The organism is Xenophilus sp. (assembly GCF_044462705.1).
Taxonomy (GTDB): Bacteria; Pseudomonadota; Gammaproteobacteria; order Burkholderiales; family Burkholderiaceae_C; genus Xenophilus; species Xenophilus azovorans.
This window is the reverse complement of sequence record NZ_JBIQNC010000023.1, coordinates 18,860-36,427: the sequence shown is the minus strand read 5'-3', so window position 1 is coordinate 36,427 and position 17,568 is coordinate 18,860. Positions and strand designations below refer to the sequence as shown.

Annotated in this window: 16 protein-coding genes; 6 read left to right on the top strand and 10 right to left on the bottom strand. The window is 71.3% G+C overall.

Annotated elements, in window-relative coordinates; all coding sequences use genetic code 11:
- The 4 genes from ACIY1X_RS06475 to ACIY1X_RS06460 all read right to left on the bottom strand — a co-directional run.
- Window positions 1–369, bottom strand: a 369-nt coding sequence (locus tag ACIY1X_RS06475; RefSeq protein WP_399679090.1) for an MlaD family protein, incomplete at its 3' end; no start/stop codon positions are given.
- Between the two features lie 15 nt (window positions 370–384).
- Window positions 385–1,206 (bottom strand): ABC transporter ATP-binding protein, encoded by an 822-nt coding sequence (locus ACIY1X_RS06470; protein ID WP_399679087.1) that lies wholly within the window; start codon window positions 1,204–1,206, stop codon window positions 385–387.
- An 8-nt stretch (window positions 1,207–1,214) separates the two neighbouring features.
- Complete coding sequence (locus ACIY1X_RS06465; protein WP_399679085.1) at window positions 1,215–2,366, bottom strand: MlaE family ABC transporter permease; 1,152 nt, start codon at window positions 2,364–2,366, stop codon at window positions 1,215–1,217.
- A 108-nt stretch (window positions 2,367–2,474) separates the two neighbouring features.
- A complete protein-coding gene (locus tag ACIY1X_RS06460) occupies window positions 2,475–3,449 on the bottom strand; it encodes a LysR family transcriptional regulator (protein ID WP_399679084.1) in 975 nt (324 codons plus the stop codon).
- A gap of 116 nt (window positions 3,450–3,565) precedes the next feature.
- Here ACIY1X_RS06460 and ACIY1X_RS06455 point away from each other — a divergent pair, with 116 nt between their 5' ends.
- The 3 genes from ACIY1X_RS06455 (at window position 3,566) to ACIY1X_RS06445 (ending at window position 7,955) form a co-directional block, all read left to right on the top strand.
- Window positions 3,566–5,083: a CoA-acylating methylmalonate-semialdehyde dehydrogenase gene (locus ACIY1X_RS06455; RefSeq protein WP_399679082.1), complete on the top strand. Its 1,518-nt coding sequence runs from the start codon at window positions 3,566–3,568 to the stop codon at window positions 5,081–5,083.
- Window positions 5,084–5,241: 158 nt separating this feature from the next.
- Window positions 5,242–6,912: a GMC family oxidoreductase gene (locus tag ACIY1X_RS06450; protein WP_399679079.1), complete on the top strand. Its 1,671-nt coding sequence runs from the start codon at window positions 5,242–5,244 to the stop codon at window positions 6,910–6,912.
- A 281-nt stretch (window positions 6,913–7,193) separates the two neighbouring features.
- The gene (locus tag ACIY1X_RS06445; protein ID WP_399679078.1) at window positions 7,194–7,955 is read left to right on the top strand and encodes a sulfite exporter TauE/SafE family protein; all 762 of its coding nucleotides are present in this window, start codon (window positions 7,194–7,196) and stop codon (window positions 7,953–7,955) included.
- A gap of 6 nt (window positions 7,956–7,961) precedes the next feature.
- Here the strand turns inward: ACIY1X_RS06445 and mrdA are convergent, their stop codons facing one another.
- The 4 genes from mrdA to ACIY1X_RS06425 form a co-directional block, all read right to left on the bottom strand.
- Window positions 7,962–9,932: a penicillin-binding protein 2 gene (gene mrdA / locus ACIY1X_RS06440; RefSeq protein ID WP_399679075.1), complete on the bottom strand. Its 1,971-nt coding sequence runs from the start codon at window positions 9,930–9,932 to the stop codon at window positions 7,962–7,964.
- Between the two features lie 20 nt (window positions 9,933–9,952).
- The gene (mreD, locus tag ACIY1X_RS06435) at window positions 9,953–10,474 is read right to left on the bottom strand and encodes a rod shape-determining protein MreD (RefSeq protein WP_399679073.1); all 522 of its coding nucleotides are present in this window, start codon (window positions 10,472–10,474) and stop codon (window positions 9,953–9,955) included.
- Window positions 10,471–11,472, bottom strand: coding sequence for a rod shape-determining protein MreC (gene mreC, locus ACIY1X_RS06430; RefSeq protein WP_399679071.1), 1,002 nt, complete (start codon window positions 11,470–11,472; stop codon window positions 10,471–10,473). Before mreC ends, mreD begins: the two co-directional genes overlap by 4 nt.
- A 99-nt stretch (window positions 11,473–11,571) precedes the next feature.
- Window positions 11,572–12,615, bottom strand: a complete 1,044-nt coding sequence (locus tag ACIY1X_RS06425; RefSeq protein WP_038210740.1) for a rod shape-determining protein — start codon at window positions 12,613–12,615, stop codon at window positions 11,572–11,574.
- 235 nt (window positions 12,616–12,850) lie between these two features.
- Between ACIY1X_RS06425 and gatC the strand changes: the two genes are divergently transcribed.
- The 3 genes from gatC to gatB are packed head-to-tail and all read left to right on the top strand — an operon-like array spanning window position 12,851 to window position 16,126.
- Window positions 12,851–13,150 carry an Asp-tRNA(Asn)/Glu-tRNA(Gln) amidotransferase subunit GatC gene (gene gatC, locus ACIY1X_RS06420; protein ID WP_399679067.1) on the top strand — a complete coding sequence of 100 codons (300 nt, stop codon included), beginning with the start codon at window positions 12,851–12,853 and terminating at the stop codon, window positions 13,148–13,150.
- Window positions 13,147–14,634, top strand: coding sequence for an Asp-tRNA(Asn)/Glu-tRNA(Gln) amidotransferase subunit GatA (gene gatA, locus ACIY1X_RS06415; protein ID WP_399679064.1), 1,488 nt, complete (start codon window positions 13,147–13,149; stop codon window positions 14,632–14,634). The genes gatC and gatA overlap by 4 nt, the downstream gene beginning before the upstream one ends.
- Before the next feature lies 1 nt (window position 14,635).
- Window positions 14,636–16,126 (top strand): Asp-tRNA(Asn)/Glu-tRNA(Gln) amidotransferase subunit GatB, encoded by a 1,491-nt coding sequence (gatB, locus tag ACIY1X_RS06410; protein ID WP_399679063.1) that lies wholly within the window; start codon window positions 14,636–14,638, stop codon window positions 16,124–16,126.
- Here gatB and ACIY1X_RS06405 read toward each other — a convergent pair.
- Window positions 16,123–16,824, bottom strand: coding sequence for a DUF4124 domain-containing protein (locus ACIY1X_RS06405; RefSeq protein WP_399679093.1), 702 nt, complete (start codon window positions 16,822–16,824; stop codon window positions 16,123–16,125). The genes gatB and ACIY1X_RS06405 overlap by 4 nt on opposite strands.
- Before the next feature lie 40 nt (window positions 16,825–16,864).
- The gene (gene pyrE, locus ACIY1X_RS06400) at window positions 16,865–17,560 is read right to left on the bottom strand and encodes an orotate phosphoribosyltransferase (protein ID WP_399679061.1); all 696 of its coding nucleotides are present in this window, start codon (window positions 17,558–17,560) and stop codon (window positions 16,865–16,867) included.
- Window positions 17,561–17,568: the final 8 nt, after the last annotated feature.

Below are 17,568 nucleotides of genomic sequence, written 5' to 3'. Positions count from 1 at the left end.
GGGCGCCAGCGGCTCCTGCGATTCGCCCTTGTCGTCCAGCGCGATGAAGGCCAGGCCGGTGACGCCCTGGTAGCTCAGGGTGGCGAAGGTGGACCTGGTGAGCGGCACGCGCTCGTCGATGGCCATGCGCACGCGCACGTTGCCCTTGTGCTCCGGGTCGAAGTCGATGCTGGTGACCTTGCCCACCGCGATGCCGCGGTAGCGCACCGCCGCCTGCGGCTGCAGGCCGCTCACCGCGTCGCGCGTGGACAGCTCGTAGGTGTTGCGCACGGTGTCGTCGCGCGTGAACCAGAGCACCAGCGCGACGAGCACGGCCACCAGGCCGAGCACGAAGGCGCCGGCGGCCAGGGCATGGGACTTGTTTTCCATGGGCTTGGCTTCCTTTCAGGGCGTCTCGGTGGTGTGGTCCTGCAGCGCGAGCAGTGCGCGCCGGCCGCGGCCGCCGAGAAAGTAGTCGTGGATGAAGGGATGGTCGAAGGCGATCACTTCCTGCGCGGTGCCGGCGACGATGACCTTGCGGTCGGCCAGCACGGCGATGCGCGTCGACAGGTCGAGCAGCGTGTCCAGGTCGTGCGTGACCATCACCACCGTCAGGCCCAGCTCGCGGTGCAGGCCGCGCAGCAGGTCGCAGAAGCTGTCCGAGGCGGCCGGGTCCAGGCCGGCGGTGGGCTCGTCCAGCAGCAAGAGGGGCGGGTCCATGATGAGGGCGCGCGCCAGGGCCACGCGCTTGATCATGCCGCCCGAGAGGTCGGCCGGCATCTTGTTCGCGTGCTCGGGCGCCAGGCCCACCATCTGCAGCTTGACCAGCGCGGCGTCGCGGATCAGCTCCTCGGGCAGCAGCTTCAGCTCGCGCAGCGGCAGGGCGATGTTGTCGAGCACGTTGAAGGCGGAGAACAGCGCGCCGTGCTGGAACAGCATGCCCACCACCGCCGCGCCCTTGGCGCTGAGTTCGGCCGGCGCGCGGCCGAGCACGCGCACCTCGCCGCGGGTGGGCTTCTGCAGGCCCAGGATCTGGCGCAGCAGCACCGTCTTGCCGGTGCCCGAGCCGCCGACCAGCGAGAGGATCTCGCCGCGCTCGATGGTGAGCTCGAGGTCCTGGTGCACCACCTGCTCGCCGCCGTCGTTCTGGAACACCGTCCACAGCCCGTGGATCTCGACCACGCTGGCATGGTTGTCGCCGAGGGATTGCCAGGCAGAGACGCTCATCGCCGGCCCTAGAAGCGAAAGCCGATGCCGCGGAACAGCACGGCGAACAGGGCGTCGACCAGGATCACCATGGTGATCGAGCTGACGACGGATGAGGTGGTGCCGCGCCCCAGGCTCTCGGTGTTGGGCTTGACGCGCATGCCGTAGTAGCAGGCGATGAGCGCGATGAGCACGCCGAACACCACCGACTTGGCGCAGGCCAGCACGATGTTGCTGAAGGGCACCGCGCGCGGCAGCTGCCGGAAGAAGAACTCGGGCGAGATGTCCAGCGACATCTGCGCCGCCAGCATGCCGCCGGCCAGCGCCGCGATCGAGGTCCACAGGCTGATCAGCGGCATGGCGATGGCCAGCGCGATCACGCGCGGCATCACCAGGCGGAAGCCGTGCGGGATGCCCATGACGCGCATGGCGTCCAGCTCCTCCGTCACGCGCATCACGCCGATCTGCGCGGTGATGGCCGAGCCCGAACGCCCGGCGATCAGCACCGCCGCCAGCACCGGCCCCAGCTCGCGGATCAGCGACAGGCCGAGGATGTTGACGACGAAGGACTCCGCGCCGTAGCTGCGCAGCTGGTTGGAGATCAGGTAGGCCAGCACGATGCCGATGAGCGCGCCCACCAGCGCGGTGATGGGCAGCGCGGTGGCGCCGGTCTGGTAGAGGTGGCCGGAGATGTCGCGCCAGGGCGCGCGGTGCGGCGCGCGCAGCAGCGTCAGCAGGTCCAGCGCGAGCTGGCCCAGCAGCGCGGTGCCTTCCTTGCCCACGCGCCACAGCACCGGCCCCTTGGCCAGGTGGCGGTGCAGGCTGTCCCAGAAGCCGGGCGCCGCCTCCTGCGGCGGCCGCGCGCCGAAGCGCTCCACCTGGTCGAGCACCGCCTTCTGCGATTCGGTGAGTTCGATCTGCGCCGGCCAGGCGCGGCCCCAGTGGTTCCACAGCAGCTGGGCGCCGATGTGGTCGAGCTGCTCGATGCCGCGCAGGTCCCAGGCGCCGCCGGCGCCGGCGTCGTCGAGCTGGCGCTCCAGCGCCTCCCACTGCCGGCGCGAGGAGAAGGCCAGCGCCGTCCAGCGCCCGCGCGGCATCCACGGGCCCGGGCCTCCGGCCTGGGCGCGTTCGACGCGCGGGGACGCGTCGTCGGGAGATCGCCGGGGCGCGGTGGAAGACATGGACGCGGATCGGGCTGTCTGACCTGAGGCTGAACAGCCGGTGATGCTAACCGCTGGCTCCCGCCGCCCGCGCCAGGCACGGCGCCGGGCGACAGGCGGCCGCGCCCTTCACTGACGTCCGCCCTCGGCCCGCGGCCCGAAACCGCCGGCGAAGGCCTCGCGCAGCCAGGCGACGAAGACGCTCACCGCCCGCGGCACGTGCGGCGCGTACGGCCGGATGGCGAACAGGTGCTCGCCGAAGGCGCCGACCGGCTCCCAGCCGGGCAGCACCTCCACCAGCCGGCCGGACTGCAGCGGCGCCTGGGCGCTGAAGTCGGGCAGCAGTGCGATGCCCAGGCCGCCCAGCGCCGCGTCGCGCAGCGCCTCGCTGTTGTTGGCGGCGAAGGGGCCGGCCACCGGCACGGTGATGCGCGGCGGCTCGGCCCTTTCGCGCCCGCGCGGCGCGGCGCGCTGGCGGAAATGCCAGGCCGGCGTCTCGCGGGCGCGCGGGTAGTGCAGGCAGTCGTGCGACGGCAGTTCCTGCGGGCGCTGCGGCGCGCCGCGCCGGCGCAGGTAGGCGCGGCTGGCCACCAGCACGCTGCGCGTGGCGCACAGCGTCCAGGCGACGTGCGTGTCGGGCGGCGCGGCGGTGTGGCGCACGGCCAGGTCGAAGCCTTCGGTGGCCAGCGAGACGAGGCGGTCCGACAGCTCCAGCTCCAGCCGCACCTCGGGGTGCGCGCGCAGGAAGTCCGGCAGCCGCGGCACCAGTTGCTGGCGCGCCAGGGCCACCGGCGCGCTCACCCGCAGCAGGCCGCGCGGCAGCTCGGCCAGGTCGCGCACGCCGGCGAAGCTCTGGGCGATGGCGTCGAAGGAGGTGCGCGTGCCGTCCGCCAGCCGCTGGCCGGCCTCGGTGAGCCGCACGCTGCGGGTGGTGCGCAGCACCAGCGGCACGCCGGCCTCGCGCTCCAGCTCGGCGATGCGCTGGCTCATGCCGGCCTTGCTCACGCCCAGCCGGCGCGCCGCCGCGGTGAAGCTGCCCTGCTGCGCCAGCACCGTCAGCCAGTGCAGGTGGGTCCACAGGCTCTCGATCTTTTGGCGTTCCATCGAATGATTGTTCACTACAGCAAACAATCAGTTCAAGCGCAGGCGGCTAGGCAGGCTCCGGAGGCGGTCCTAGACTGGCCGCAACCCCCCTTCTTCCCCTTTTCCGGAGACCGCGCATGAAGAACAGCATCGCCGCCATCGACCACTACATCCAGGGCCGCCTCGTGGCCAACGCCTCGGGCCGCGCACAGGACGTGACCAACCCCGCCACCGGCGCCGTCACCGGCCGCGCCGGGCTGGCCGGCGCCGACCAGGTGGGCGCCGCCGTGGCCGCCGCGCAGGCCGCCTTCCCGGCCTGGGCCGACACGCCGCCGGTGCGCCGCGCGCGGGTGATGTTCCGGTTCCTCGAGCTGCTGAACCAGCACCGCGACGAGCTGGCCCACCTGATCACCGCCGAACACGGCAAGGTGTTCACCGACGCGCAGGGCGAGGTCACGCGCGGCATCGAGGTGGTGGAGTTCGCCTGCGGCATCCCGCAACTGCTCAAGGGCGACCACACCGAGCAGGTCTCCACCGGCATCGACAACTGGACGATCCGCCAGCCGCTGGGCGTGGTGGCGGGCATCACGCCCTTCAACTTCCCGGTGATGGTGCCGATGTGGATGTTCCCGGTGGCCATCGCCGCGGGCAACACCTTCGTGCTCAAGCCCAGCCCGATCGACCCCAGCCCCTCGCTGCGCATCGCCGAGCTGCTGAAGGAGGCCGGCCTGCCCGACGGCGTGTTCAACGTGGTGCAGGGCGACAAGGCGGCCGTCGACGCGCTGCTGGAGCACCCCGACGTCAAGGCCGTCAGCTTCGTCGGCTCCACGCCCATCGCCAACTACATCTACGAGACGGGCGCGCGCCACGGCAAGCGCGTGCAGGCCCTGGGCGGCGCCAAGAACCACATGGTGGTGATGCCCGATGCCGACATCGACCAGGCGGTCGATGCGCTGATCGGCGCCGGCTACGGCTCGGCCGGCGAGCGCTGCATGGCGATCAGCGTCGCGGTGCTGGTGGGCGACGCGGCCGACCGGATCATTCCCAAGCTGGTCGAGCGCGCGAAGACGCTGAAGGTGTTCGACGGCGAGAACCTGGCGGCCGAGATGGGCCCCATCGTCACGAAGGCCGCGCACGAGCGCATCAGCGGCTACATCGCGCTGGGCGAGCAGGAAGGCGCGAAGCTGCTAGTCGACGGCCGCGGCTTCGACGGCAGCCGCGCCGGCGAAGGCTGCGACGGGGGCTTCTGGATGGGCGGCACGCTGTTCGACCACGTCACGCCCGACATGCGCATCTACAAGGAAGAGATCTTCGGCCCCGTGCTCGGCTGCGTGCGCGTGAAGGACCTGAAGGAGGCAGTGGACCTCATCAACGCCCACGAGTTCGGCAACGGCGTGGCCTGCTTCACCCGCGACGGCAACGTGGCGCGCGAGTTCGGCCGCCGCATCCAGGTGGGCATGGTCGGCATCAACGTGCCGATCCCGGTGCCGATGGCCTGGCACGGCTTCGGCGGCTGGAAGCGCAGCCTGTTCGGCGACATGCACGCCTACGGCGAGGAAGGCGTGCGCTTCTACACCAAGCAGAAGTCGATCATGCAACGCTGGCCCGAGAGCATCGGCAAGGGCGCCGAGTTCGTGATGCCGACGGCGAAGTAAGCTCACCCCCGGCCTGCGCGGACTTCGTTCCGCTCCGGCAACCCCCTGCAAGGGGGCGCTCCCTGCGGCCCGGCAGAGCCGGTTCCGCGGGAGCCCTGGCATCAGCACCGGCGCGTGCGGCGGCGGGTACGAGAACGAGAAGAGACCGGAGACAGGCCTTGAGCGACACCACCTTCGACTACATCGTCATCGGCGCCGGCACCGCCGGCGCGCTGATGGCCAACCGGCTGAGCGCGGACAAGGGGCGGCGCGTGCTGCTCATCGAGGCCGGGCGCAAGGACGACTACCACTGGATCCACATCCCGGTGGGGTACCTCTACTGCATCGGCAACCCGCGCACCGACTGGCTCTACCAGACCGAGCCCGACGCGGGCCTGAACGGCCGCGTACTGCGCTACCCGCGCGGCAAGACGCTGGGCGGCTGCTCCAGCATCAACGGCATGATCTACATGCGCGGCCAGTCGCGCGACTACGACGGCTGGGCCGAGCTCACCGGCGACGACGCCTGGCGCTGGGAGAACGTGCTGCCCGCCTTCAGGCAGCACGAGGACCACTACCTGGGCGACGCCGCCGAGGCCGCGCGGCGCGATGCGGACTTCGATCGCTTCCACGGCCACGGCGGCGAGTGGCGCGTGGAGCGCCAGCGGCTGCGCTGGGACATCCTCGACGCCTTCGCCGAGGCGGCGGTGCAGGCCGGCATCCCGCACACCGCCGACTTCAACCGCGGCAGCAACGAGGGCGTGGGCTACTTCCAGGTCAACCAGAAGGCCGGCTGGCGCTGGAACACGGCCAAGGCCTTCCTGCGGCCCATCTGCTACGGACGGCCGAACTTCGAGCTGTGGACGGGCGCGCAGGTCACACGGCTGGTGGTCGAGGCGCAGCCCGACGGCCCGCCGCGCTGCACCGGCGTGCAGGTGTGGAACGGCAGCGAGCTGGTCACGGCCAGCGCCACGCGCGAGGTGCTGCTGTGCGCAGGCAGCATCGGCTCGCCGCAGCTGCTGCAGCTCTCGGGCATCGGGCCGGGCGATCTGCTGCAGCAGCACGGCATCCCGGTGGTGGCCGACCTGCCCGGCGTGGGCGCCAACCTGCAGGACCACCTGCAGATCCGCGCCGTGTTCAAGATCGACGGCGCGCCCACGCTCAACGTGCTGGCCTCTTCGCTGTTCGGCAAGGCGCGCATCGGGCTGGAGTACGTCCTGCGCCGCAGCGGGCCGATGAGCATGGCGCCCTCGCAGCTCGGCGCCTTCACCCGCAGCGCGCCCGAGCACGCCTGGCCCAACATCCAGTACCACGTGCAGCCGCTCTCGCTCGATGCCTTCGGCGACCCGCTGCACAGCTTCCCGGCCTTCACCGCCAGCGTGTGCAACCTCAACCCGACCAGCCGCGGCTCGGTGCGCATCAAGAGCCCGCGCTTCGAGGACGCCCCCGCCATCGCGCCGTGCTATCTCTCCACCGATGCGGACCGCAAGGTGGCGGCCGACTCGCTGCGCGTGACGCGCCGCATCGCCGCCCAGCCCGCGCTGGCCAAATACCGGCCGCAGGAGTGGAAGCCCGGCCCGCAGTACGAGACCGACGAGGACCTGGCCCGCCTGGCCGGCGACATCGCCACCACCATCTTCCACCCGGTGGGCACGGCGAAAATGGGCGCGGCCGGCGACCCGATGGCCGTGCTCGACGCCCGCCTGCGCGTGCGCGGCGTGCAGGGCCTGCGCGTGGTGGACGCCAGCGCCATGCCCACCATCACCAGCGGCAACACCAACAGCCCCACGCTGATGATGGCCGAGAAGGCCGCCGCCTGGGTGCGGGCCGACGCCGCCGCCGGCGGCTGACTCGCACCCTTCCGGGGAGGGCCGCTCACATCCGGTCACATTTCTGCAGCGGGTTATTCCCGATGCACTGGGACGGTGCACCCCCTAAAGTCGCCGCACTCGCCAACGGGCCCTGCCTCGTTGCTCTGCGAGGGACCGAGGAGACAAACCGCCCGACCCCAGAACAAGATCATTCAAGGTGCCCGCCCATGAGGCACCCATCGTTTTTCAAAGCGCCGCCGGTCGGCGCTTTTCTTTTTTCCGCACCCGCAACGGGATGCACCGGCGGAGACAATGCCCGGATGGAAGGATGGTGGCTGGGGCTGGCCTCGCTGTTCGCGGGCTTCGTGGATTCGATCGTGGGCGGCGGCGGCCTCGTGCTGGTGCCGGTGCTGTTCGCCACCTTCCCGGGTGCACCGGCAGCGACCCTCCTGGGCACCAACAAGAGCGCCTCGGTCTGGGGCACGGCGGCGGCCGGCGCCCAGTTCGCGCGGCGCGTGCGCCTGCGCTGGCCGGCGTTGGGGGCGGGCATCGGGGCCGCCTTCGCCGGCGCGCTGGCCGGGGCCTGGACGGTGTCGCTGGTCTCGCCGGCGGCGCTGCGCAAGCTGCTGCCCTTCATCCTGCTGGGGCTGCTGCTGTACACGCTGGCGCGCAAGGACCTGGGGCGCGAGCATGCGCCGCGCCTGGCCGGCCGGGCGGAGATCGGGGCCACCGCCGCCATCGGCGCGCTGATCGGCTTCTACGACGGCTTCTTCGGCCCCGGCACCGGCAGCTTCTTCATCTTCCTGTTCGTGCGCTGGCTGGGCTACGACTTCCTGAACGCCTCGGCCTCGGCCAAGCTGCTGAACACGACCACCAACGCCGGCGCGCTGCTGCTGTTCGCGCTGAAGGGGCACGTGTGGTGGCACTACGGCCTGCTGATGGCCGTGGCCAACGTGGCCGGCAGCATCCTGGGCGCGCGGGTCGCGCTGCGCCACGGCGCGGGCTTCGTGCGCAAGGTGTTCATCGGGGTGGTGGGCGCGCTGATCCTGCGCACCGGCTACGACGCCTTCCTGCGCGGCTAGGCCGCGTCAGGGCGCGGTGCTGGCGCCGCCGGCGGTCGGCGGCCACGGCATCTGGCTGGCCACCAGCGGCTTGCCGATGGGCGCGGAGGCCTTGCCGATGCGCACGGCGGCCATGTCCTGCTCATTGGGGTACTGGTCGGCCAGCCAGTAGTCGAACACCCGCCGCACGATGGGCGCCGCATGGGCGGCGCCGAAGCCGGCGTTCTCCACGATCACCGCGACGGCGATGCGCGGGTCCTCGGCCGGCGCGAAGGCGGCGAACAGCGAGTGGTCGCGCTGGTGCTCCTCCAGCGCCTTGGCGTTGTACCTCACGCCCTGGCCCAGCGAGACGGCCTGCGCCGTGCCGGTCTTGCCGGCCGAGGTGTAGGCGGCGCCGGCGAACACGCGCGTGCCGGTGCCGCCCTTGTTCACCGCCACCAGGCCGGTGCGCACGACATCCACGTTCTTCTTCTGGTAGCCCAGGTCCTCGCCGGGCGGCTGCGGCACCAGGTCGACCTGGCCGGTGACGGTGTTCTTGATGGCCCGCACCAGGTGCGGCCGGTAGCGGGTGCCGCCGTTGGCCAGCGTGGCCTCGGCCAGCGCGAGCTGCAGCATGGTGAAGTTGTTGTAGCCCTGCCCGATGCCCAGCGACACGGTCTCGCCCGCGTACCACTTCTTCAGCTCGGGGCGCTTGTAGTTGTTGCGCTTCCACTCGGTGCTGGGCAGCACGCCGCGCACCTCGCCGCCCAGGTCGATGCCGGTGACCTGCCCGAAGCCCAGCGGCTTCATGAAGTCGTGGATCGCGTCCACGCCCATCTCCACCGCCAGCGAATAGAAATAGGTGTTGCTCGAATACTGGATGGCGCGGACCATGTCCACGCCGCCCAGCCCGCCCTCGTGGCTGCGGAAGGTGTGGCCGCCGTAGGTGAAATAGCCAGGGTCGTTCACCACCACGTTGGGCGCGCGCTTGCCCAGCTGCAGCGCGGCCAGCGCCATGAAGGGCTTGTAGGTGGAGCCGGGCGGGTAGGTGCCGCGCAGCGCGCGGTTGAGCAGCGGCTTGTCGATCGACTCGTTGAGCGCCTGCCAGCTCTCGGTGTCGATGCCCTCGACGAAGAGGTTGGGGTCGAAGGTGGGCTTGGAGACGAAGGCCAGCACCTCGCCCGTGCGCGGGTCCAGCGCCACCAGCGCGCCGCGGCGCTCGCCGAACATGTCCTCCACCAGCTTCTGCAGCTTGATGTCGAGCGTGAGCATGACGGTGTCGCCCGGCGTGGCGGGGTGGCTGGCGAGGCGGCGCACGGCGCGCCCGCCGGCGGAGGTCTCCATCTGCTCCACCCCCGTCTGGCCGTGCAGCACCTTCTCGTAGCTCTGCTCGATGCCCAGCTTGCCGATGTAGTCGGTGCCCTTGTAGTTGGCCTGGTCCTCCTCGGGCCAGTCCTCCATGGCAGCCTTCTCGCGCTGGTTGATGCGGCCGATGTAGCCCAGCACGTGGCTGGCCAACTCGCCCTGCGGATAGTTGCGGAACAGGCGCGCCTTGATCTCCACGCCGGGGAAGCGGTAGCGCTGCGCGGCGAAGCGGGCCACCTCCTCGTCGGTCAGGCGGGTGCGGATGGGGATGGAATCGAAGCTGCGCGAGTCCTCGCGCAGGCGCTTGAAGCGGCGCCGGTCGCGCGGCTGGATGTCGACGATCTGCGCCAGCTCGTCGAGCGTCGCCTCCAGGTCCTGCACCTTCGACGGCGTGATCTCCAGGGTGTAGGCCGAGTAGTTGGAGGCCAGCACGATGCCGTTGCGGTCGAGGATGAGGCCGCGGTTGGGCACCACCGGCACCACCGCCGTGCGGTTGCTCTCGGCCTGCGCGGCGAGGTCGTCGTGGCGGGTGACCTGCAGGTAGAACAGGCGCATCCCCAGCAGCGAGAACGCCGCCAGCACCGCCAGCGAAATGACCAGCACGCGCCGCCGGAAGCGGGCGAGGTCGGCGGCGACGTTGCGGATCTCGGTCATGCGCGGGGGCGCTGCGGCGTCTACAGGGGGCGATTGTCGTCGCGCTCGGGCGCGCGGCGCTGCGGTGCCAGCAGCAGCCAGGTGACCAGCGGCCACAGCGCGGCCTCCACCACCGGCGCGATCATCACCTGCCAGCCGGGGAACACCCCGCCGCCGACCATGCGGATGCCCAGCTCGATCAGGTGCGACACCGCGAACAGCGGCACCAGCTGCAGCGCCTGCGACAGCACCGGGTACCACAGCAGCCGCCGGTGCAGCGTGATGGCGAAGAAGCACAGCGTGGCATAGGACAGCGCATGCTGCCCCAGCAGCGCGGACTGGTGCACGTCCATCACCAGACCGAAGACGAAGGCCGCGCCCAGGCCGATGCGCGCGGGCTGGTGCACGCTCCAGAACACGAGCGCCAGCGCCAGCAGGTCGGGCATCCAGGCCAGGCGGCCCAGCGGCAGCAGGTTCAGCAGCAGCGCCACCGCCAGGCTGCTCCAGATGAAGGTGGGCCGCACAGGCAGCAGCAACTGCTCCTGGCCGGGGCGCATGATCATCGGCGGCCTCCCGTGGCCGGGGCCTGCCCCTCGCCGGGGCGGCCCGGGCCGGGCTTGCGGGCGGCCGCGCCGGCGCGGCCCTCGGGCTGCTTCTTGGATGAGGCGGCCTCCAGCGCCGCCGGCTCGGACGCCGGGGCCGCCGCCGTGCCCACCGGCGCGAGCACCATCACGTAGCGCACCGCGCCCACGCGCGCCATCGGCACGCAGTGGATGCGGGCGAAGGGGGTGTCGGCGCGCTTCTCGATGCGCTCCACCCGGGCCACGGGCAGGCCGGCGGGGTAGACGCCGTCCACGCCGCTGGTGACGAGCAGGTCGCCCTCCTGCACGTCGGCGTTGGCGGAGGTGAAGCGCAGCTCCATCCCGGCGCCGCCGGCCGAGGTATCGCCGAAGGCCACGCTGCGCACGCCGGTGCGCGCGTTCTGCACGGGGATCGACAGGTTGCGGTCCACCACCAGCGTCACCTCGCTGCCGAAGGGCTGCACCAGGGTCACCTGGCCGAGCACGCCCTGCTCGTCGATCACCGGGGAGCCGGGCCGGATGCCCTGGGTGAGCCCCTGGTCGATGACGATCTTGCGCGTGTAGGGGTCGGCCGCGTCGTACAGCACCTCGGCGGCGCGGCCCGGCACCGTCGTGTTCTGGCGCAGCTCCAGCAGCGCGCGCAGCCGGGCGTTGTCGGCGGCCAGCGCGTCGGCCTGGCTGGCGCGCTCGGCCTGCAGCACCATGGCGCGGCGCGCCTCGGCCTCGCCGCGCTGGGCGCCCTGCAGGTCCTCGAAGTAGCGCCCGGCCGCCACCACGCCCTGCACCGGCTTGAGCGCCAGCCACTGCAGCGGGTAGAGCACCGCGCCCACCGCCTTGCGCACGGGGCTGACCATGTCGAAGCGGGCGTCCGCCACCATCAGCAGCAGCGCCAGCGCGCTGCAGAAGACCAGCCGCGACAGGGCCGAGGGACCCTGATTGAACAGGGGCGGGGCGGTTCTGTCGAGCGTGCCGAGCGGCATGGACGGATGAGGAAGAGGTGCAGCGCCAGAGGCTCAGTCAGATGACAAAAAGCCGGCCTGTGCCACCACAGTCCGGCCTGCTCGCGACAGCGCGCAAATTTACTCGCTCGTGAAGATGCTGCCCAGCCGGTCCATGCGCTCGAGCGCCATGCCGCAGCCCTTGACCACGCACTGCAGCGGGTCCTCAGCCACCAGCACGGGCAGGCCGGTCTCCTCGGCCAGCAGGCGGTCCAGGTCGCGCAGCAGCGCGCCGCCGCCGGTCAGCATCATGCCGCGCTCGGCGATGTCGGCGCCCAGCTCGGGCGGCGTCTGCTCCAGCGCGTTCTTGACGGCCGAGACGATGTGGTTGAGCGGGTCGGTCAGCGCCTCCAGCACCTCGTTGGAGCTGATGGTGAAGCTGCGCGGCACGCCTTCGCTGAGGTTGCGACCCTTGACCTCCATCTCCTTGACCTCGGAGCCGGGGAAGGCCGAGCCGATGCTCTTCTTGATGATCTCGGCCGTGGGCTCGCCGATCAGCATGCCGTAGTTGCGGCGGATGTAGTTGATGATGGAGTCGTCGAAGCGGTCGCCGCCGACGCGCACGCTGCCCTTGTAGACCATGCCGCCGAGCGAAATGATGCCCACCTCGGTGGTGCCGCCGCCGATGTCCACCACCATCGAGCCGCTGGCCTCGCTGACCGGCAGGCCGGCGCCGATGGCCGCGGCCATGGGCTCCTCGATCAGGTACACCGAGGTGGCGCCGGCGGCCTCGGCCGCGTCCTTGATGGCGCGGCGCTCGACCTGGGTGGAGCCGCAGGGCACGCAGATGATGATGCGCGGGCTGGGCGTGAACAGCGAGCGCGGGTGCACCATCTTGATGAACTGCTTGATCATCTGCTCGGTGATCACGAAGTCGGCGATCACGCCGTCCTTCATCGGGCGGATCGCCTCGATGTTGCCGGGCACCTTGCCCAGCATGGCCTTGGCCTCGTGGCCCACGGCCTGGATCACCTTCTTGCCGTGCGGGCCGCCCTCGTGGCGGATGGCGACGACCGAGGGCTCGTCGAGCACGATGCCCTTGTTGCGGGCGAAGATGAGGGTGTTGGCGGTGCCGAGGTCGATCGCGAGGTCGGTCGAGAAGTACCGACGGAAGGCTCCAAACATGGCGACAGATCCTTGGGGGCACGGCAGGCGCTTCGGCCGGGCGTCGCCCCTTGTTGTTGGATGGGGGAAGTTGACTGCGCTTGCGGCAAGACAGGGCCAGTCAGGGCACCAGTTCGCGCATGTTGCGGCAAAGGCCGGATAATACCTGATTCCCCCTTGCTCCCGGCCATCGGCGCCCCCCGTTCGACGCGCCGGAGCGGCACTTTTCGGCGTCCCCGACGACGCGCCCATCCCGATGGCCCTGAACTCCTCCGACATCGCGCGCATCGCCTCGCTGGCGAAGCTGCAACTGAATTCCGACGAAAGCGAGCGCATGCTCACTCAGATCAACGGCTTCTTCGGCCTGGTCGAGCGCATGCAGGCGGTGGACACCGCCGGCACCGAGCCCCTGGCCCACCCCGTGGCCGCCTTCCAGGACGTGACGCTGCGCCTGCGCGAGGACGCGGTCAGCGAGCCGGACGACCGCGCCGCCAACCAACGCAGCGCGCCGGCGGTGGAGAACGGCCTGTTCCTCGTGCCGAAGGTGATCGAATGAGTGCGCCCTTGCACCACCGCGGTGTGGCGGACCTGGCCCGTGCGCTGGCGGCGCGCGAGGTCTCGGCCGAGGAAACGGCGCGCCACTTCCTGGGCCGCATGAAGGCGCACCAGGACCTGGCCGCCTTCGTGTCCGTCGACGAGGAGGCCACCCTGGCCCAGGCCCGGGCCGCCGACGCCGCCCTGGCCGCCGGCGGCGCCGGCGCCCTGGCGGGCGTGCCGATCGCTCACAAGGACATCTTCGTCACCACCGGCTGGCCCAGCACGGCCGGCTCGCGCATGCTGGCGGACTACCGCTCGCCCTTCGACGCCACGGTGGTGCGCAAGCTGGCCGGGGCCGGCATGGTCACGCTGGGCAAGCTGAGCTGCGACGAGTTCGCGATGGGCTCGGCCAACGAGAACGTCGCCGTGCCGGCCGCCGGCCTGGACGCCGTCTCGCCCGTGCGCAACCCGTGGGACCGCGAGCGCGTGCCCGGCGGCTCCTCCGGCGGCAGCGCGGTGGCCGTGGCGGCCGCCCTGGCGCCGGCCGCCACCGGCACCGACACGGGCGGCTCGATCCGCCAGCCCGCCTCCTTCTGCGGCATCACCGGCATCAAGCCGACCTACGGCCGCGCCTCGCGCTACGGGATGATCGCTTTCGCGTCCAGCCTGGATCAGGCCGGCCCGATGGCCCGCTCGGCCGAGGACTGCGCCCTGCTGCTGTCCGCGATGTGCGGGCCCGACCCGGACCGCGACTCCACCTCGCTGGACGTGCCGGCCGAGGACTTCTCGCGCCAGCTCCATGCCTCGCTGGAGGGCCTGCGCATCGGCGTGCCGAAAGAGTTCGTCGGCGAGGGCGTGGCGCCCGGCGTGCGCGCCGCCATCGAGGCGGCGCTGGCCGAGTACGAGAAGCTGGGCGCCAGGCGCGTGGAAGTGAGCCTGCCGCGCACCGAGCTGTCGATCCCCGTCTACTACATCCTGGCCGCGGCCGAGGCCAGCTCCAACCTCAGCCGCTTCGACGGCGTGAAGTTCGGCCACCGCGCCGCGCAGTACAAGGACCTGGCCGAGATGTACGCGAAGACGCGCGCCGAGGGCTTCGGCGACGAGGTCAAGCGCCGCATCATGATCGGCACCTACGTCCTCTCGCACGGCTACTACGACGCCTACTACCTGCAGGCGCAGAAGGTGCGCCGCATGATCGCCGACGACTTCCAGCAGGCCTTCAGGGACTGCGACCTCATCGCCGGCCCGGCCGCGCCCACCGTGGCCTGGAAGATCGGCGAGCACGGCGGCGACCCGGTGGCCGACTACCTGGCCGACGTGTTCACCCTGCCCGCCTCGCTGGCCGGCCTGCCGGGCATGAGCGTGCCCTGCGGCTTCGACGGCCGGATGCCCGTGGGCCTGCAGCTGATCGGCAACTACTTCGGCGAGGCGACGCTGCTGAACGCCGCGCACCGCTTCCAGCAGGCGACCGACTGGCACCAGAAGACGCCGGAGGGCTTCTGACATGAACGACACCGTGAACACCTTCGAAGCGCAGCAGCAGGGCCGTCCCACCGGCCCGCTGGTGCAGGGCTACGAAGTCATCATCGGCTTCGAGACGCACGCGCAGCTCTCGACCGCCAGCAAGATCTTCAGCCGCGCCAGCACCGCCTTCGGCGCCGAGCCGAACACCCAGGCCTGCGCGGTGGACCTGGCCCTGCCCGGCACGCTGCCGGTGATGAACAAGGGCGCCGTCGAGCGAGCCATCAAGCTCGGCCTGGCGCTGGGCTCGCACATCGCGCCGCGCAGCGTCTTCGCGCGCAAGAACTACTTCTACCCCGACCTGCCCAAGGGCTACCAGATCAGCCAGTACGAGATCCCGGTGGTGCAGGGCGGCTCGGTCAGCTTCTACCTCGACGGCGAGCTGAAGACCGTGCGCCTGGTGCGCGCGCACCTGGAAGAGGACGCCGGCAAGTCGCTGCACGAGGACTTCGTGGGCCAGAGCGGCATCGACCTCAACCGCGCCGGCACACCGCTCTTGGAGATCGTGACCGAGCCCGACATGCGCTCCACCGCCGAGGCCGTGGCCTACGCCAAGGAGCTGCACAAGATCGTCACCTGGATCGGCATCTGCGACGGCAACATGCAGGAGGGCAGCTTCCGCTGCGACGCCAACGTGTCGGTGCGCCGGCCCGGCCAGCCGCTGGGCACGCGGCGCGAGATCAAGAACCTCAACAGCTTCCGCTTCATGCAGCAGGCGATCGACTACGAGATCCGCTGGCAGATCGAGCAGCTGGAGGACGGCCACGCGATCCAGCAGGCCACGGTGCTGTTCGACCCCGACACCGGCGAGACGCGCGCCATGCGCACCAAGGAGGATGCGGCCGACTACCGCTACTTCCCCGACCCGGACCTGCCGCCGCTGGCCATCGCCGCCGACTGGATCGAGCGCGTGAAGCGCGAGATGCCGGAGCTGCCGCGCGCCATGGCCGAGCGCTACGTGCGCGAGCACGGCCTCACGGACTACGACGCCACGCAGCTCACGCAGAGCCCCGCCCACGCCGCGTACTTCGATGCGGTGGTGGGGGCAGGCGCCGCGCCCAAGCTCGCCAGCAACTGGCTGCAGGGCGAGATCTCCAAGCGCCTGAACGCGCAGGAGATCGGCATCGAAGCCGCGCCGGTGAAGCCGGCCCAGCTGGCCGCACTGATCGGCCGCATCGGCGACGGCACCATCTCCAACAACGCCGCGCGCCAGGTGTTCGACGCGCTGTGGAGCGGCGAAGGCAGCGACGTGGACGCGCTGATCGAGGCCAAGGGCCTCAAGCAGATGAGCGATGCCGGCGCGCTGGAGAAGATCGTCGACGAGGTGCTGGCGAAGAACGAGAAGAACATCGCCGAGTACCGCGCCGGCAAGGACAAGGCCTTCAACGCGCTGGTCGGCCAGGTGATGAAGGCCAGCCAGGGCAAGGCCAACCCGGCGCAGGTCAATGCGCTGCTGAAGGCGAAGCTGGGTTAGGGCGCGGGCCGCCGCGCCCGGCCGCCGTTCTCGGGCGACCACAGCTGCACCAGCCGGGTCCGCTCCTCGTCGAAGCGGCTGGCGATGCGGCGCTTTTCCTCTTCCTGCTCGCCGATGAAGCGCTTCTGCACCTGCACGGCCTGGTCGTTGTCCTCGACCTGCCGGCGCAGCGAGGCGGGCGCCTTGCCCGGATCGCCGGCGTAGAACTCCATCTCGCCGTCGATGCGGCGGCGTTCCTCGCCCAGTTCCGACAGGCGCTTGCGGGCCGCCTCGATGACGGCGTCCACCTGCTTGAGGGCCTCGGCGCGCTCGCGGTCGTGGGTGGCGGCGCTGGGGTAGCGCACCAGCAGCGCGCGCTCGCGGCGGCGCTCCTCGCGCTGGCGCAGCGCGGCCTGCTCGGCCTCGCGCTCGCGCGCCTCGATCTCGGCGCGCTCCCTGGCGGTGTAGCGCGGCTCGATGCGGCGCTTGACGGTGCCGGACGAGTTCAGCTCGACCTGCTCGCGGTCGAAGCAGGCCGGGATGGGCCGGTCGGAGGTGATGGTGCGCCCGCTGGCGTCGACGCAACTGAAGATGCTGCCGGTGTTGGACACACCGCCCCTTCCGTCGGACTGTGCGAGCGCCACGCCGGCGACGGCGAGGCAGGCCGCCGCGGCCAGCAGCCGGGTCAACGGATTCGCGCGATGGATGGCAGCAGGCAGCAGCACGGCGTATCGACTCCTTCGATGCCTTCGGTGGGCCTCAGCCGGCGCCGTAGCGCGCGCGGTAGGCCAGGACTCCCTCGCGGTGCGTGCGCAGTTCGTCGCTGGCACGCTGGCCCAGATAGTCGAGCAAGTCGGCCAGCGTGGCAATGGCGACAACCTCCATGCCGAGCTGGTTGCGCACGTACTGCACGGCGCTGTAGGGCACGTCGGCGCCGTTCTCGGTGGCCTTCTCCTGCCGGTCCAGCGCGATGGCGACCGCGTGCGGCGTGGCGCCGGCCGCGCGGATGAGGGCGATGGACTCGCGCACCGCGGTGCCGGCGGACATCACGTCGTCCACGATCAGCACCCGGCCCTTGAGCGGCGCGCCGACCAGCGAGCCTCCCTCGCCGTGGTCCTTGGCCTCCTTGCGGTTGTAGGCGAAGGGCACGTTGCGGCCGCGCCGCGCCAGCTCGGCCGCCACGGTGGCGCCCAGGGGGATGCCCTTGTACGCGGGGCCGAAGATCATGTCGAACTCGACGCCCGAGGCGAGGATGCGCGCTGCATAGAATTCCGCCAGCCGCGCGATGCGCGCGCCGTCGTCGAACAGCCCGGCATTGAAGAAATACGGGCTCATGCGGCCGGCCTTGGTCTTGAACTGGCCGAAGCGCAGCACGCCCGACTCGATCGCGAACTGCACGAAGTCCTGGGCCAGCGCGCCGCCGCCGTTCTCGCCTGTCGTCACCGCACCAGTCATCGGAATCC